21 protein-coding genes are annotated in these 15783 nt (G+C 37.6%); 7 read left to right on the top strand and 14 right to left on the bottom strand.

Annotated elements, in window-relative coordinates; translation table 11 throughout:
- Window positions 1-962: 962 nt before the first annotated feature.
- The 9 genes from ACWYN3_RS40785 to ACWYN3_RS40745 all read right to left on the bottom strand — a co-directional run bounded on the left by ACWYN3_RS40785 (window position 963) and on the right by ACWYN3_RS40745 (window position 5204).
- The gene (locus ACWYN3_RS40785) at window positions 963-1388 is read right to left on the bottom strand and encodes an organic hydroperoxide resistance protein (RefSeq protein ID WP_456219291.1); all 426 of its coding nucleotides are present in this window, start codon (window positions 1386-1388) and stop codon (window positions 963-965) included.
- Complete coding sequence (locus ACWYN3_RS40780) at window positions 1381-1815, bottom strand: MarR family winged helix-turn-helix transcriptional regulator (protein WP_456219290.1); 435 nt, start codon at window positions 1813-1815, stop codon at window positions 1381-1383. Before ACWYN3_RS40780 ends, ACWYN3_RS40785 begins: the two co-directional genes overlap by 8 nt.
- Before the next feature lie 163 nt (window positions 1816-1978).
- Window positions 1979-2200, bottom strand: coding sequence for a hypothetical protein (locus tag ACWYN3_RS40775; protein ID WP_456219289.1), 222 nt, complete (start codon window positions 2198-2200; stop codon window positions 1979-1981).
- A complete protein-coding gene (locus tag ACWYN3_RS40770) occupies window positions 2175-2699 on the bottom strand; it encodes a hypothetical protein (RefSeq protein ID WP_456219288.1) in 525 nt (174 codons plus the stop codon). Before ACWYN3_RS40770 ends, ACWYN3_RS40775 begins: the two co-directional genes overlap by 26 nt.
- Complete coding sequence (locus tag ACWYN3_RS40765) at window positions 2641-3174, bottom strand: hypothetical protein (RefSeq protein ID WP_456219287.1); 534 nt, start codon at window positions 3172-3174, stop codon at window positions 2641-2643. The genes ACWYN3_RS40770 and ACWYN3_RS40765 overlap by 59 nt, the downstream gene beginning before the upstream one ends.
- Window positions 3175-3215: 41 nt before the next feature.
- Window positions 3216-3680 (bottom strand): M20/M25/M40 family metallo-hydrolase, encoded by a 465-nt coding sequence (locus tag ACWYN3_RS40760; protein WP_456219286.1) that lies wholly within the window; start codon window positions 3678-3680, stop codon window positions 3216-3218.
- The gene (locus ACWYN3_RS40755; RefSeq protein WP_456219285.1) at window positions 3670-4218 is read right to left on the bottom strand and encodes a peptidase dimerization domain-containing protein; all 549 of its coding nucleotides are present in this window, start codon (window positions 4216-4218) and stop codon (window positions 3670-3672) included. The genes ACWYN3_RS40760 and ACWYN3_RS40755 overlap by 11 nt, the downstream gene beginning before the upstream one ends.
- The gene (locus ACWYN3_RS40750) at window positions 4166-4678 is read right to left on the bottom strand and encodes a M20/M25/M40 family metallo-hydrolase (RefSeq protein ID WP_456219284.1); all 513 of its coding nucleotides are present in this window, start codon (window positions 4676-4678) and stop codon (window positions 4166-4168) included. Before ACWYN3_RS40750 ends, ACWYN3_RS40755 begins: the two co-directional genes overlap by 53 nt.
- 91 nt (window positions 4679-4769) lie before the next feature.
- Entirely contained in the window at window positions 4770-5204 is a 435-nt protein-coding gene (locus ACWYN3_RS40745) for a phosphatase PAP2-related protein (protein ID WP_456219283.1), read from the bottom strand.
- A gap of 351 nt (window positions 5205-5555) precedes the next feature.
- Here ACWYN3_RS40745 and ACWYN3_RS40740 point away from each other — a divergent pair, with 351 nt between their 5' ends.
- The 4 genes from ACWYN3_RS40740 to ACWYN3_RS40725 all read left to right on the top strand — a co-directional run bounded on the left by ACWYN3_RS40740 (window position 5556) and on the right by ACWYN3_RS40725 (window position 9214).
- Window positions 5556-6380, top strand: a complete 825-nt coding sequence (locus ACWYN3_RS40740; protein ID WP_456219282.1) for an alpha/beta fold hydrolase — start codon at window positions 5556-5558, stop codon at window positions 6378-6380.
- 25 nt (window positions 6381-6405) lie between these two features.
- Window positions 6406-8043 (top strand): L,D-transpeptidase family protein, encoded by a 1638-nt coding sequence (locus ACWYN3_RS40735; protein WP_456219281.1) that lies wholly within the window; start codon window positions 6406-6408, stop codon window positions 8041-8043.
- Between the two features lie 214 nt (window positions 8044-8257).
- Window positions 8258-8620 (top strand): signal peptidase II, encoded by a 363-nt coding sequence (locus tag ACWYN3_RS40730; protein WP_456219280.1) that lies wholly within the window; start codon window positions 8258-8260, stop codon window positions 8618-8620.
- Between the two features lie 9 nt (window positions 8621-8629).
- Window positions 8630-9214: a peptidylprolyl isomerase gene (locus ACWYN3_RS40725; protein ID WP_456219279.1), complete on the top strand. Its 585-nt coding sequence runs from the start codon at window positions 8630-8632 to the stop codon at window positions 9212-9214.
- A gap of 97 nt (window positions 9215-9311) precedes the next feature.
- Here ACWYN3_RS40725 and ACWYN3_RS40720 read toward each other — a convergent pair whose 3' ends face one another.
- The 3 genes from ACWYN3_RS40720 to ACWYN3_RS40710 all read right to left on the bottom strand — a co-directional run bounded on the left by ACWYN3_RS40720 (window position 9312) and on the right by ACWYN3_RS40710 (window position 11892).
- The gene (locus tag ACWYN3_RS40720) at window positions 9312-10580 is read right to left on the bottom strand and encodes an ATP-binding protein (protein WP_456219278.1); all 1269 of its coding nucleotides are present in this window, start codon (window positions 10578-10580) and stop codon (window positions 9312-9314) included.
- A 65-nt stretch (window positions 10581-10645) separates the two neighbouring features.
- Window positions 10646-11026 (bottom strand): chorismate mutase, encoded by a 381-nt coding sequence (locus ACWYN3_RS40715; RefSeq protein WP_456219277.1) that lies wholly within the window; start codon window positions 11024-11026, stop codon window positions 10646-10648.
- 170 nt (window positions 11027-11196) lie between these two features.
- On the bottom strand, window positions 11197-11892 hold the full coding sequence (locus ACWYN3_RS40710; RefSeq protein ID WP_456219276.1) for an AcvB/VirJ family lysyl-phosphatidylglycerol hydrolase: 696 nt from the start codon (window positions 11890-11892) through the stop codon (window positions 11197-11199).
- Window positions 11893-12220: 328 nt separating this feature from the next.
- Between ACWYN3_RS40710 and ACWYN3_RS40705 the strand changes: the two genes are divergently transcribed.
- Complete coding sequence (locus ACWYN3_RS40705) at window positions 12221-12586, top strand: response regulator transcription factor (RefSeq protein ID WP_456219275.1); 366 nt, start codon at window positions 12221-12223, stop codon at window positions 12584-12586.
- A gap of 105 nt (window positions 12587-12691) precedes the next feature.
- Here ACWYN3_RS40705 and ACWYN3_RS40700 read toward each other — a convergent pair whose 3' ends face one another.
- Window positions 12692-13702: a histidine decarboxylase gene (locus ACWYN3_RS40700; protein WP_456219274.1), complete on the bottom strand. Its 1011-nt coding sequence runs from the start codon at window positions 13700-13702 to the stop codon at window positions 12692-12694.
- A 174-nt stretch (window positions 13703-13876) separates the two neighbouring features.
- On the opposite strand from ACWYN3_RS40700, the gene ACWYN3_RS40695 reads away from it, so the two are divergent.
- The gene (locus ACWYN3_RS40695; RefSeq protein WP_456219273.1) at window positions 13877-14344 is read left to right on the top strand and encodes an Lrp/AsnC family transcriptional regulator; all 468 of its coding nucleotides are present in this window, start codon (window positions 13877-13879) and stop codon (window positions 14342-14344) included.
- Window positions 14345-14761: 417 nt separating this feature from the next.
- Window positions 14762-15292 (top strand): helix-turn-helix domain-containing protein, encoded by a 531-nt coding sequence (locus ACWYN3_RS40690; RefSeq protein WP_456219272.1) that lies wholly within the window; start codon window positions 14762-14764, stop codon window positions 15290-15292.
- A gap of 71 nt (window positions 15293-15363) precedes the next feature.
- Here ACWYN3_RS40690 and ACWYN3_RS40685 read toward each other — a convergent pair whose 3' ends face one another.
- Window positions 15364-15507, bottom strand: coding sequence for a hypothetical protein (locus ACWYN3_RS40685; protein ID WP_456219271.1), 144 nt, complete (start codon window positions 15505-15507; stop codon window positions 15364-15366).
- Between the last annotated feature and the right edge of the window lie 276 nt (window positions 15508-15783).

Raw genomic sequence — 15783 nt, 5'->3', positions numbered from 1 at the left:
AGTTATTCTATAAATTAATGGTATTCGACTTAAACAACGACCAAACACTCTGCCGTTTTGGGAGGGCGAAGATCCTAAAAATTACCAACAAAAAATCATAAAATCTCACCTAATTCATAAGTCGCTAACAGGCAAAAAGATAGCCCAGGAAAAAGCGCCTTTTTTGTGGATAACTTATCCACACTGAAAAAATCAGTGTTTATAACTATTGCTTAAACAAAAGGTTTTCATTCCTTAATACAGGACAATAGTAGTAAAAAATCAGGAATAAATGAGACCTGATTATAAGTCATTTTTTAAAGCACAAAATAGCAGCAAGACAATTTGTCATTCATTAATTATTTATATAACATCTATATACATCTGATTTAAAATATAATATAGTAATACAACAATTACCATATTGACTAATTGGAGGAGGACCCACAAAAAAAACTGAACAGAGTGAACAATTAAATGCACTTAAAAGCACAATCAGGAATGTTTGGATCAATAAGAAAATATAAAGGCAAAAAAAAACGGGCAACGTTTTACACATTCCCATATTGGGCTTATCAGCGCTCTGGATATCCAACCGAAATAAAGCTTCTCTAAACACTAGTTTTCACAAGCCATACACAAACCCGCATTCAGACAGATTGTCCCGCAGAAAGGAGATTACAAGTACGTATAACAACAAGAAACACGGAAGCAATATGAAGCAAAAATCAACCTGTCCGCTAACTGTTTTTCGTAAACATACGGTTCGGCTAAAGAAACCCGTTTAAACAGGGGTCTGAATCGCTGTTGAAAGGGCATTGAAAGGGGGTTGGAAGGACGTTGGAAGGACCTTGCAATGACCTGGGTCCTTCCAACCCCCTTCCAATGTCCCTTTAACACCCTTTCAACAGCGATTCAGACTAGTCCACTACCCCTATTCAACTACTCAATGAGCAATTCAGCCAGGGATAGCAATCAATTGCTTAAACATTTTCAAGCTCTACCTCAATATTGCCCCGGGTAGCATTCGAATATGGGCATACATGATGTGCTTTCTCAGTCAATGCCTGAGCTACCTCAGTCGTAACCCCAGGCACAGACACTTTTAGCTTTACAGCTAATTGAAAACCGCCTGTAGTATTTTTACCAATGCTCACCTGTGCGGTCACCTTAGTTTCACCAGTCTGCACTTTCTCCATTTTGATCACCAAATTCAGCGCACTATCAAAACAAGCAGCATAACCAGCCGCAAAAAGCTGTTCAGGGTTAGTATAAGCCCCTGCCCCACCCCCAAGCTCTTTAGGCATTCTTACTTCGAGGTCTAAAACGCCATCCGATGATTTTACGTTTCCATTTCTACCACCTGTAGCACTAGCTTCAGCAGTATACAATTTTTCAATTTTATCCATTTTGTTTATTTATTGTATTTAAAATTCCTGTTAGTTTTTGTTGTAAGCTGACCATTTCTTTCTCCGTAATATCCAATGCACAGAATAATGCCCCCGGTATTCCAGCTGCTGAATATTTCAGTTTCTGCCCGCTGCTGGTTAATTCAATCAGGACTATACGCTCATCTTCTTCACTTCTTTTCCTGGTCAGATATTTCTTTTGCTCGAGTCTTTTCAGCAAAGGAGTCAAAGTTCCGGTGTCCAGTAAAAGCTTCTCACCAATTTCTTTGATACTGATTTTGTTCTTATCCCAAAGCAACAGCATCACCAAATATTGCGGATATGTGAGATCCAGTTTATCCAGCAAAGGACGATACAAGGCGGTGATCTGTCTTGACAAAGCGTAGATCGGGAAGCAGAGCTGCTGCTCCAGTTTTAGCATTTCCATATACACTAAACGCTTTGTACACAACTATATTGTGTAAAATACAATTGTACAAAATATAAAATAAATAACAATCTAATTATCAGTGAATAAAATCAAAAAATACATAAAAAAAAAAGGGCTCCCAATTGAATGGAAGCCCTCTTTTTAATAGAATAACCCAGATTTAAACTAATCCTGGCACTTGTTTCATTTCATCAGATTCAACTTCATAATCTACCCCAGCTACATCAAAGCCAAACAGATTAAGGAAGTCATGTTTGTAACCAGCAAGGTCACCAAGTTCTGGTAAACTATCTGTAGTCACACCAGCCCATAGCTTGTTAACTTCTGCCTGAACAGTTTCATCCATTTCCAAATCATCAACACGAATCCTGCCATTCATCATCAGTTGGAATTTCAGCGCCGGTGTATAATCTATCCTGAAATAAACGCTGAATCTGTTCGATACAACCTTCATGTGTTCCATTTGCTTTCATCACTTTATAAAGCAATGAAATATACAATGGAATAACCGGGATAGCTGAACTAGCCTGAGTTACCAGCGCTTTGTTTACAGAAACGTATGCTTTTCCATTCAGGTCTTTTAACTTTTCAGTAATGCTGAACGCAGTGGCTTCCAGATCATCTTTAGCACGGCCAATTGTTCCTTTGCGATAAACCGATTCAGTTACTATCGGGCCGATATAAGAATAAGCAACAGTAGTAGCTCCTTCAGCTAATAAACCAGCGGCTTTAAGATCCTCGATCCAGAAACCCCAGTCCTCCCCTCCCATTACGGCAACGGTATTTTCAATTTCTTCTCCATTAGCTGGCTGAATCGAGATGTCAGAAACTACACCAGTATGAAAATCTACAGTTTTGTTTGTAAAAAACTGACTGACCAATTGGTTTCAATACAGAATTATAGACAACTCCTGTTTTAGGATGTGTTCTGCGAGGCGAAGCCAGGCTATAGATCACTAAATCAATCTGACCTAAATCAGCTTTGATAAGATCTAATGTTTTTTGTTTGATTTCGTCAGAAAAAGCATCACCATTGATACTTTTAGCATATAAACCAGCTTCATGAGCTTTAGTCTCAAAAGCAGCAGTATTATACCATCCCGGCGAAGCAGTTTTTCCTGGTGCAGGTGGTTTTTCGAAATACACACCTATTGTAGATGCGTCCGATCCAAAGGCACTGGTAATTCTTGATGCCAGTCCAAATCCTGTAGATGCGCCAATAACCAACACACGTTTAGGGCCTGCAATAGCTCCTTTTGATTTCACGTAGTTAATTTGATTGACAACATTTTGCTCACATCCTTCAGGATGAGCAGTCAGGCAGATAAAACCACGTATTCTTGGTGCAATAATCATAAATATTTCTTTAAAGAAGGTCTAAAGTAAGTAATTCTTTTTTATTTAGTGTTTTTAGGAATCTCTTTCAGTATCGTAAGCAGGAATCCCCAGAATTTTTGAACAGAAGAGATTTGTACTCTTTCATCCGGTGAATGTGCTCCTCTGATTGTAGGTCCGAACGAAATCATGTCCATTCCAGGCAGATGACCACCTAAAATACCACATTCCAATCCGGCATGGCAAGCATCAACTTTAGGCTCTTTTCCAAAAGCGGTCTGGTATAAACCTGTCATTAATCTTAAAATATCGGAATCAGGGTTAGGCTTCCACCCAGGATAATCTCCTGCCTGTTCAACCTCACAACCCATATTTTCAAAAGAAGCGCGGATCGCATTTGACACATCGGTTTTGGTACTTTCGACGCTGCTGCGTTGTAAAGATTGTGTAATAAACTGACCATCCTTAACAATTACTCTTGCCAGGTTACTTGAAGCTTCTACTAAATCCTCAATATCAGGACTCATTCTGAAAACACCATTCGATTGCATAAATTGCATTCAGGATCTTTTTGAAATCAGCTTTCACCATGACCTGTGCAGGTAAAACAGTTTCAGTCAGAATTACAGTTAATCCAGGTTCTACAGTCTCATATTCTTCTTTAAGCAATGCAGCGAATTCTTTTATAAATTCTTCAAACAATACTTTTTCACTATTAGTGACAATCGCTACTGCTGAAGATTCTCTTGGAATCGCATTTCTTAAACTTCCACCATTGATCGTACTCAATTGCAGGTTTATAGTTTTAATCGCTGTATAGAACAACCGGTTCATCAGTTTATTTGCATTTGCTCTGCCTTTGTGGATATCCATTCCTGAATGTCCGCCTTTTAATCCCTTAATGGTGATTTCAAAAGCTGTACCTGAAGCAGCAGTTGCTTCCTGCTGATAATTGTAAGTAGTATTGGTATCTATTCCTCCGGCGCAGCCGATAGTTAATTCATCATCTTCTTCAGTATCCAGGTTCAATAAGATAGAACCAACCAGAGAAGTTAGCCGGATCAAGCTCTTTAGCGCCCGTCATGCCAGTTTCTTCATCAATAGTAAACATTGCTTCCAATGCAGGGTGTGCGATCGTCTCAGAAGCTAATAAAGCCATGATTGTTGCTACCCCTATTCCATTATCAGCACCCAGTGTAGTACCTCTGGCCTTAACCCAGTCTTCATCAACAAACATTTCAATACCTTGTTCGTCAAAATTAAACACGGTATCACTGTTTTTCTGATGTACCATATCAAGGTGAGATTGTAAAACTACTGTTTTACGATCTTCCATTCCCGGAGTAGCAGGTTTTTTGATCACTACATTTCCGATAGGGTCTGTCACTGTTTCCAGACCAAGGCCGTTTCCAAAGCTAACCATGAATGCAATCACACGTTCTTCTTTTTTTGAAGCACGTGGCACAGCGTTCAGCTTTATGAAATTACTCCAAAGTTCCTGAGGTTCTAAATTTTTGACTTCCATGTAAAAGGATATATGGAATAAGCTATATGGCAGATTCCCTGATTAAAATTATATGTAATTTAAGGATTGGCGAATTTAAGGATTACCAAAATCATATCCTTGTTATAGTTTTGCCAAGATACCAGAATATGTAACTAAATACCGGCGCAGCAAGTACATCTGCTGTATAATGTACATGCTGAACTAATAATAAGACGCCCAATACAGTCGTAGCACAGAAAATGATCATCTTTTCGGTTTTGTTTTCCAGACAAAGACCAACCAGGCAAAGTGTAGCAGTATGCCCTGAAAAGAATAAATCTTTTGTAATCAGATTTGAACCGTAAAAAATGATAGAAAAAGGATCTTTGAGATGGACAAGATTCAGTGGTGCATCCAGCGGGATCAGCGAAATGGTAATCATTCTGGCCAGACATAGAAAAATATAGCCCCATAAAGCAGTGATGCACATGGAAGAATTTTTGATTACCCGCCAGATGAAAAAGCCTGTTGCCGGATAAAGTATCAAAAAGATATAACGGGACACACGTCCTGAGCGGGTAAACGGCTCAATACCCAGTCATTCATTAAAACTCCGTTTCTGGCCTGTACAAACAAGAAAAAATCCTGTAAGTAAAAAAGTATCAGGAACATCATTAAGAATCCTAATATGAATTTCACTCTGAAGGCCGGATACTCCCAGGCGAACTGCCAGGTCAGCTGTTTAGTCTGCATTAATATTAATCAGGTTAGATTTTATCGCAACAAATATAATATTACTTTTCCCGGCTTTATATTTTTGGAGCAAATATTGATGAAATACGAGTAAAAATCATGTTTTATAGTGAAATTTGACCATATTATATCCTTTATTAAATATCCATTCTAACAAAATACCATGCGTATAAAAGACATATTAATATTTTCTGCCTGTGTTTTAGTCCTGCTGATTAGTGCCTGCCAGGATAAAGTGATCAATTACGGTAACAACAAAAAGACTGGAAAATACTTTAATATCCGGGGTTTCAAAATGTATTATGAGACCTACGGTTCCGGTAAACCTTTACTGATGATTCACGGAAATGGTGGTGATATCAGCTCTTTTGCCGGGAACATCCCCTATTTCTCAAAAAAATATAATGTGATTGTGGCTGATAGCCGTGCACATGGTAACTCTTCAGATACACGAGATTCTTTGAGTTTTGAAATGATGGCAGACGATTATGCAGCACTGCTCGATTCAATGCATATGGATTCAGCTTATGTAATCGGATGGAGTGATGGCGGGATTAACGCTTTGCTCATGGCAATGAGGCACCCTGATAAGGTAATTAAACTGGCTTCCACCGGAGCAAATCTGTGGCCTGATTCTACTGCACTGAAACCAGAATTCTGGAAATCTGAACAGGAGACTTATTTAGCTGGCAAAGACAGAAAATTTAAAACACCAAAGGAACAAAATGACTGGAAGGTCTTTTTACTGGACTGGCAACAACCGAATATCTCCCTGACCGCATTACAACAGATTAAATGCCCCCCCGCCTTAATTATTGGCGGTGACCATGACCTGATCAATACCGAACATACTGTTTTAATTGCAAAGCATATCCCGGAGGGCCAGCTATGGATCGTTCCTAAGTCCGGTCATGCCACTTTAATTGAACACAAGGATGAATTTAACAGCAAAGTGGATGAATTCTTCCAACCCACTGTTAAGCAATAATATATATTTACCTATATTCATCACCATGAAACTAAAGCTCCGCTCCATTTTTTCAATTTCAGGCTCTCCATTCCTGCTATTGATGATCATGACTTCTTTATTTTTAATACAGTGTCAGCGAAAAGAGGTAAAAAAAATAGCCAGAGATATAACTATTACCCCTAAGAATGCAGTAACTAAACTATTAATTGATAGTATCGAGCTGGAAAAATATATCGTTGATACTAAATTAGAAGATAGCTCAGCTTTACGGCTGCGGAATTTTTACAACAGCAGGAACTTTCAATTTGCCTGGATTACAGAAAAAGGACTTGCAGAGCAGACCAGGGTATTTTATGAGCTGGATAAAAGCTATGATTCAACTTCCAGGGACAGCACCAAAAATGATCAGACTTTACGTAATCAGCTTAGTGGATTAGTGAGCAAAGATACTTTGATTCGTGCAGTGAGTCCATCGCTGATTAAACTGGAACTCGAACTTACCCAGCATTTTTTCAGTTTCGTAACTGATGCTTATGCAGGAAAAGTTGATCCGGCTGCATTACAATGGTACATTCCCAGGAAAAAAATTGATGCAGTAGCTTTGCTGGATTCACTGGTGGCCAAAAAGGGAGCCGGAATAGAGCAATGGGAACCTGTAAACGGATATTATAAAACATTAAATAAAGAACTGATCCGCTGGTACAGTATTCAGAAAAGAGGCAGCTGGCCACAAATTGATCTCGCCGCACTTAAACAATTAAAAGAAGGTGATTCCGGATTAGTAGTTTCACAGCTTAAACAAAGACTGGTTGATTTCGGGGACTTGAAAACCGGAGATTCAACTCTATTTATTTATACAGCGGACGTAACCGCAGCTATCAAAAAAGCACAATTACAATTTGGATACGGACAAACCGGGAAACCTGACCGTACATTAATGACAGCTTTAAATGCTCCTGTTGAATCCCGTATCCAGCAAATGCTGATCAACCTGGAAAGAATTCGCTGGTCACCACTGATGCCAGAGGGAAAACTTATTTTAGTGAACATCCCGGAATATAAACTACATGTATTTGAAGCTAAAAAAGAGGTCCTTAATATGGGGATTGTGGTTGGGAAAGCAGCAAACAAAACGGTAATTTTCAGTAACAACTTAAAGAACATCGTTTTTAGTCCATACTGGAATATTCCTCCAAGTATAGTTCGTGCAGAAATACAGCCTGCAATGCGTAAAAACCGCAATTTTCTTGCACAAAAGAATATGGAACAGTACGGGTTTAGTGATGGCTTACCGCTGATCCGTCAAAAACCAGGAAATACGAATTCTTTGGGTCGTGTCAAGTTCCTGTTCCCAAACAGTTATAATATTTATTTGCATGATACACCTGCAAAAGCTCTGTTTGCAGAGAGTAAACGTGCATTTAGTCATGGTTGTATCCGTCTGGCGAAGCCAAAATCATTAGCTGAATATTTATTGGCAGACAGACCAGAATGGACAACCGAAAAAATGGATAAGGCCATGAATTCTAAAAAAGAAGTGTGGGTAACGATGAAAGTCCCTGTTCCTGTAATCATAGCTTATTTTACGAGCTGGGTGGATAAAAATGGGCTGATTAACTTCAGAGAAGACATTTATGGTCATGATCAGAAAATGGCAGAACAGTTATTTCCTGCTCAGTAGATGTAAATGCAAAAGCTAAAAGGATTATTAATTTGAGATTATAAAAAAACAGGCTATGTTTATAGCGGAAATAATCATTTCAAATGAAACTTATTCTAAGAAACATATCTATTCTATTGCTTGTACTGGCAAATGCAGGCTGCGATCAGTTATCTAAAAATGTTGCCGTAAAAACATAGCTTACCATGAAACAATCAATGTAGTCGGTAATCATTTGATATTAACTAAGGTTGAAAACTCTGGCGCATTTTTAAGTACCGGCGATTCCATGACCGACTCCGTTAAGTTTATCTTCTTATCTTTAATTCCTCTGCTGGCACTTTGTTATGGAATCTATTATCTGCTAAGAAATAGTCAGCTGAATAATCTTTTAGTACTGGGTATTTGTTTTGTAATTGGCGGAGGGTTAGGGAATCTGTACGACAGGCTGCTTTATGGTTCAGTAACTGATTTCCTGCACATCGATTTCTATATTTTAAAAACCGGAATTTTCAACCTGGCCGATGTTTCTATTATGATTGGAATGATTATGCTTGTCATCCATTTATATGTTAAAAGAACGCTTCAGTTTACATAAAAACTCTATATGAGATTACTAACCCCGACTATCTTTTTATCTTTTCTGATTTGCACAATTACAGTTAAAGCCCAGACTAATTACGTACAGCTCTCAACTTCAAAGGGTAAGATACTGATCATGCTTTATGATCAGACGCCAAATCACCGGGATAACTTTATCAATCTTGTCAAAAAAGGCCTTTTTAAAGATCAGGAATTCAACAGGGTTATTAAAAATTTTGTTAGCCAGGGCGGTGAACTGGATGACACCATACTAGACAGGGAGAAGCTTAATCCGCAGCAGCCTGTGGAACGTCTGGCAGCAGAAATAAAGCCTGAGCTGTTCCATAAAAAAGGGGCTCTGGGAGCGGGAAGAAATGACAATCCAGAAAAGAGCTCTTACCTTGATCAGATCTACCTTGTAGAGGGTAAAATACAAACTGATGCTGAACTGGATGAGCTTGAGGTAAAAAAAGGAATTAAGTTTTCTGCAGAACAGCGTAATGTTTATAAAAAGATAGGTGGTATACCACGTCTTGACAATGACTATACAGTATTTGGAGAAATAATAAAAGGGCTGGACGTTGCCAAAGCAATTAATCATCATGTGTGAATACTGATCAACATGACCGTCCGTTAAAAAAAGAAAGCTTCACGATCAGTATTCTCAGTAAAGAGGGCGTTAAAAAAAAGAAATAGCTATTAGATCCTTACAGCGACAGTAACATCGTAAGCTCGGCTCTTTCCTCTTCTTCCAGATCAACAATGTTTTCCAGAAGATGGAGCAGACTGCCACGCTGATCTGAGACAAGCAGTGCATCAATTAAGGCAATAAATGTTCTTTTCTGATCTATACTCAGGTTACTGAATATTTTAGGTTGTATTTCATATATTGCTTTTAAAGTACTCAGCAATATATGTTTCCTTTTCGCGTCCAGAGGTTCCTTATCATTCAAAGAAAGCACACCTTCATTTTCAAAACGCTGGAGAAGTTTACTGGAATATTCTTTCAGAAAAAGCTTTCTTTTAGCCCGCAGCAGTTCATTCACCTTTTTACTCAGTAATTTGTATTCTGGTGATGATTTTGACCGGTTATATAATTTCACCTGTGTATCGAACTCAGTTCCGCTAAAGTCAAAATCTGTAAAAAACTCACTTTCAATATAAACACTGTGAAAATATTCGTCGGCTTTCTTGTTCAGGGTTGTATACTCTTTAAACTTCTCCTCCCCCCTTTCATTGATATAATAAACTTTGGATAACTCTTTATGTAAAGATTCTTTCCATTGTACAAATTTTAGTTTAAATAAGGTTTGGGTAGTTTCGTCTTTTAACATGATGTCTTCTTCATAACACTGGATGTTATCCGTATAATCAAGTGGAACACCATTTACTATAATAGAATAGTTTTTTTTCTTGTTCAGCTCCAAAAACCAGCAAAACTCCGCCTTTAAAAAAGGGATAATCTCCTGTTCCATGTTCTCTTCTAAAATCTTAATGTTAGAGAACAATACTCTTGTACCTTGTTTATCACTCAATGGCATGTCCAGTAAACCCGCCTGATAGTTATTCAATGCAGATACGCCAATCCTGATTCTCCCGCTCTTTAGCTCGTTATTATGCAAAAATGTAGTTTGCCATTCTGCATCGTTAGCAAACTTGAAAAAGGTCAACCTCCCTACTCCATTTTTACCGTGCATCACAGACCGGTTCCTGTTAACAGCCAACTGCAAGGCCTTTTCTGATTCATAAAAAGGATCAAACTTAACTTTCAGGTTCTTGAAATTTATCCCGTATCCATTATCATAAATCTCCAGCCTGTCCATAAAACCAAGCTCATTAGCGGTATAATTGATTTCAACGGTATCAGCATTGGCATCAAAACCATTCCAGATATACTCAGCAAGCGCCTGCTTTTCATTGTAATTCCGCAAAACCTTTTGTATGCCGCTGGAAGTGATATTTACGTTATTTGCCATAGAACCGGTGGGATATAATTGGCTGCAAAACTAAACAATTTTACGATCTGATTTTAAACAGCTGCTTAATTAGCAGCTTTAATTTCTTCTTCGATTCTGAGACTTTCTTTGTGAATAGCGTTCATCATCTCAGTAATAAAGGTGGCAGACAAGCCCTCTTTTTCACCCGCTGCAATACTTTTCTCCAGGACTTGTTTAAAACGATCTGCCTGCAAAGGTGGAATATTGTTCTTAGCTTTATATACCCCAATCTCTTTCACAACCCTTTCACGTTCCCCAATCACCTCCATTAACTTCTTGTCCAGCGAATCAATCTTCTTTCTGCTGATTTGCAGACCATTAGGCTTATCGTCCGGAGATTTCGTGATCGTATCCTGTGAAAAAACAAGTGTATGACTAAACAAACACACAGTAAATAAAAATAGTATCCGGCTATATAATTTCATAATTAACTGATTTGAAGGCTAAATTAATATTTCCTCTGTTATCAAAATATAAAATGATAACAGATTTATTTTTGTGTTTATACAATAAAGCTTAAATATGAGCGTCTGTATATATGAGAGCGTTAATTTAGATAGCGGGGATGAGTCGGAGACTTATCCCCGTTTCTTTTTTACAGCCCTTTAATAATCGCCCTTGTCACCTGCGGTATATCATCATCAAACCGGTGAGACCCCGGAATGATAACTTTATGTATCTTATCTGTAGGTTTGATAGCTTTATAAAATTCACTTTCTTCATCCTTACCAAAGATACACCAGACCGGAATTACGGATTTCTGCAACTCAGGGTTTACTTTATATTTTTCTTTATCAGTAGAACCGAAATTCAGTAAATTTTTTAATTTCACTACATACCCGGTCGAAAACCCTGGAGAAAGTAGCACCAATGAGTTTTGTTTCTGTGCTAAGTGATCTGGTAAACGGGGAGGAACGAAAGCAGCCACATCTGCTCCAAAAGAATAACCAATCATAGAAAAAGACTCCTTATTCCAGGTTTTAAGATAGGAAGACAAAATCACCTGCATATCTTTTGCGAACTGATCAGGTGTTTTCTGAATCCAGAAATATTTACGGGTATCCAGAGCAATAGTAGCATAACCGTTTTTAACCAGTTCTTTTACAGTTGATTCCGAAAATTTATTCCAGCCACCATCACCGGTCAGAAACACCAGCATTGGTTTACTGGAACGAACATAATGGGCAGATAAAGGAAATTCTGACAATTCACGTGTGGATTGTGCATTGACGTTCATCAGGCTGCATACAGTAATTAGCAAACAAGAACTTAAAATGTTTATGATCTTCATTATTTTGATTTTGTCTGAAGACAAGAGTCATCCCTCATCGCCTGACTACAAAGTTAAGAAAAAGCCACATAGATGCGATTATGTGATCTCAATCATTTTTTAAAACCAGGTACCGTTTTATATTTGGACAGATAATTTATTCCATACCGGTGGATGCCGGTTCTCATTCAGGGGGTTTTACCGGGAAGTTCAACCCCCTTTATTTAATAATAACCAATCTTTGGTACAGGGTTTGTCATCAATTATTTCAATAGTATAAGCTATCAGCCTGCAATCAGTATTTAAACTGAAAAACGGGCTTATTTCTATTAGAAAAACCTATTGAAAAATGATGAAGCAAATACATGTTGTAGAAGATGATCAGGATATCAGACAGATAATAGAATTTATTTTGGAAGATGAGGGTTATAAGGTAAAACTCTTTCCAGATATTTCTTCCTTCCACGCAGCCATGATGGATAGTATCCCGGATCTGTATCTATTGGATGTAATGCTTCCTGACGGTAACGGTCTGGAATTATGTAAAGAGATCAGAACTACTCAAAAAACAAAAGACATACCGATTATCGTAATGTCTGCACATGCTTCGGCGGATACCGTTTTTCAGCAATGCAGCCCAAATGATTTTATCAGTAAGCCTTTTGATTTAAATGATATCCTGTTCAGAATTAAGAAACAGATAACATTACATTAGATTCTGCTATTTCCCCAACTAACTGATCAATTTGATATTTAGTTACATTAGGCATGCAAATGATATGGCACCAGCCATTTTCTAAAGCTAATTGCCACTTGATCCTTACTTGCGCAGCTGGTTCAGGCAAAACTTAACTGTAATAGAATCCGGATTTCTCCACGCATTAATCCCAATCTCTTTTAACCGCATTTCGGCATAGGCTGCTACCTCCAAGCTATGCAGGGCTCTTTTTTTAAATCCCTCTAACCCCAATGTCTTAATCATATACCACAAAAACAATGGGGTATGTCCATTTCTGGAACCAGTTATAGTGGTATCCATACTTCCTGTATAAGAAACTGAGCGGGCAATACGGTCGCGATTGTTCTTTTTAACAACGACTACCCCGCAAGGAATCGGAGATCCGATAAACTTGTGTCCGCTGATTGCAATACTATCTGCCCCATCGGCAAAATCAAATGCAGGACGAGGTTCTATAAATGCACTGTAACTGCCAGACAATGCACCATCAGCATGTATATAATAATGCTGAATAGCCAGTTCCTGTAAAATACCTTTAATTTTACTTACATCGTCACGGGCTTCGGTCATTGTGGTTCCAATATTCGCAAAAATAATTACGGGCATATGCCTGTTCATTTTTATAGTATCTCTAAGATCCTCATAATCAACCTCACCACTCGGCTGGGTACGGATCACAATATTGGGCATATTTAACAGGTGCAGGTTCTTTTGTACACTATAATGTGTAGCCTGCGAAAAGTACACCATTCCCTTTGGGTGAATTTCTCTTGCCAGATATAAACCATAAAGGTTTCCTTCTGAGCCCCCGTTAGTCACATATCCCCACCAGTTATTCACCGGAGCCCTGAATAGCTCTGCAAAAAACTCCAGCACTTCTCTTTCCATTTCACGCGTACCTACATTATAGGTCGAGGCCACAAATGGGTCACCAAGGTTGTTTATTGGAAAATTTAGAAACTTTGCAAGTTCAGAATAATCAAAATCTTTCGACACGGGGTACCCAAGCATTAACGCTGAATCAGCTGTTAATCTTTCCATTAAGTCCTTCAGTTTCCCTGCATTTTCGGGAGATAAGTTATTCTGTTCCATTTTACAATACAATTGTTGAAATGATATGTAAAATATGTAAAATAAGTTATCTTAATTTTATAAAACTATTATTTGGTTTAAATTAGAAAACAAACACTATTATATGGATATTTACAGGATTTTTAAACCTTTTAAGAGGTTAGAAATTAATCAATACAGTATAAAAAAACTACGATGGACACATTTGACCCTATTGACAAGAAGATTTTAAAGGTTTTGCAGGCCGATGCCCGCCTGAATACAAAACAGATTGCAGCTAAAATAGGTCTGACTGTTACACCGACTTATGAACGGCTCAAAAAAATCGAACAATCTGGTGTAGTCAAAGAATATGTGGCCTTACTGGACCGTGATAAAATCGGCAAAACAATTGTTGCTTTCATTAACGTTTCTCTGCAACTGCATTCCAAGCCATTAATTAATGTTTTTGAAAAGGCTATTGTTAAAGTTCCCGAAGTCATGGAGTGTTTCCACGTGGCGGGTAATTTTGACTACCTGCTGAAGGTAGTCGTGAAGAAGGATATGAATAGTTATCAGAATTTTCTTTCTAATAAACTAGCTACCATTGAAAATATTGCACATGTTCAAAGCTCATTTGTAATGACTGAAATCAAGCACCAGACAGCCTACGTGTTCGACTAATCTGTATTGTGGAAGCAGCAGGCGCCATGAGTATTAACCTATCTGGTTTGGTCCTGCTGATCCCCTTTCCCCCATATTAATCCGGAGGTTCTTTAATCAATTGATTAGAATGGACAATTAATTTCCGCATATTGATGTGTAATCCTGTAAACTCTAAATGCACAATTTATACTAGAGTTGTACAAAACCGATTAATCTCCTACGGTAAAATTAGTTTTACACTTATAGATGTAAATCCAATTCCTGCATCAATAATATTGATCTGCTAATTTTCACAAATAATACATTCACTATTTTCTACATTTAGATATTTTAAATTTGTTACAAGAACATTTTATAATTCATGTAAACATTTATTTTACATAAAAATAACATTGCGTATATATTAAGACAATTAATAATCATGACCTTGCACCCGTGGCAGAAAACGATAAAAGTGCATTAAAAGAATACGGTAACCGTGTGAGGACCTTTAGAAAAGAGGCAAATATATCGCAAGAGGCATTAGCTACTTTTGCGCAATTGTATCAATCCTATATTGCTTCCATTGAAAAGGGGGATGTTAACATAGGTATACTTGCTCAGCAGACACTGAGTAATACCTTTGGGGTTAAACATTATCAATTGTCTGATCCTGATTTCCCAATTCCACCAAAAAAAGTTTTAAGAGAAAACATCAGGCGTTACATTACCTCAAAAAATATAGATCCGGCTTCTTTAAAAGACAAGATGCCCAATTATGCGGGGAATATGGATGAGTTAATACAATCAGGATTTTTGAATGAGGCCAGGACAAGTAAACAAATTGCTGAGAAGTATAAGCAGGAATATGAACTGGAGATCTCTGCTGCCCGTATTGCTAATATATTAAGCCGGGGTGTCAGGAGCAATAAGATTAGTACAATTAAATCTGCTTGTGGCAAACAGAATAAGTACAGGTTGATTTAAACCTTAGATCCTGTTTTTTTATAAAATCAAACAGGATCTAAGGTTTGGCACTTTAAAAATAGAATTCCTGGTTAACCCTTTTCTGTTAAATTTTTCCGGTTTAAGAGCTCTTTGATGGCTTCCAGATCTTTGGAAAGAATATCCACAATGGTTTTTACCACCTCAGGTTTTTTCACCAGTTTACTCACCGTTTTTTCTGCCGTTTTGTTTCCCATGATTATTGAATAATATCATTTAAATGACTCGGAATAATTATTTTACAGGTCTAATATACCAAAATTATGTTTCGTTGTACTTCTTTTATTTTCAACCACTTATAGATCTGTTTCAAAAGCCATCCCTTCCAAAACAATAATATTTGGTTTTAGTGTAAAAAACATAAAAAAAATCAAATAATCAGTAAAAATACTGCTTCTGAATTATTATAAAAAAAAACTACAATTTTACAGCAAAAAAAATTCGCCCTAAGCTTACGCTTAAGACGAATTCGA

The sequence above is a fragment of the Pedobacter sp. NJ-S-72 genome (genome assembly GCF_053890575.1).
The sequence above is the reverse complement of the archived record's forward strand: the minus strand, read 5'-3'. Positions and strand labels throughout refer to the sequence as shown.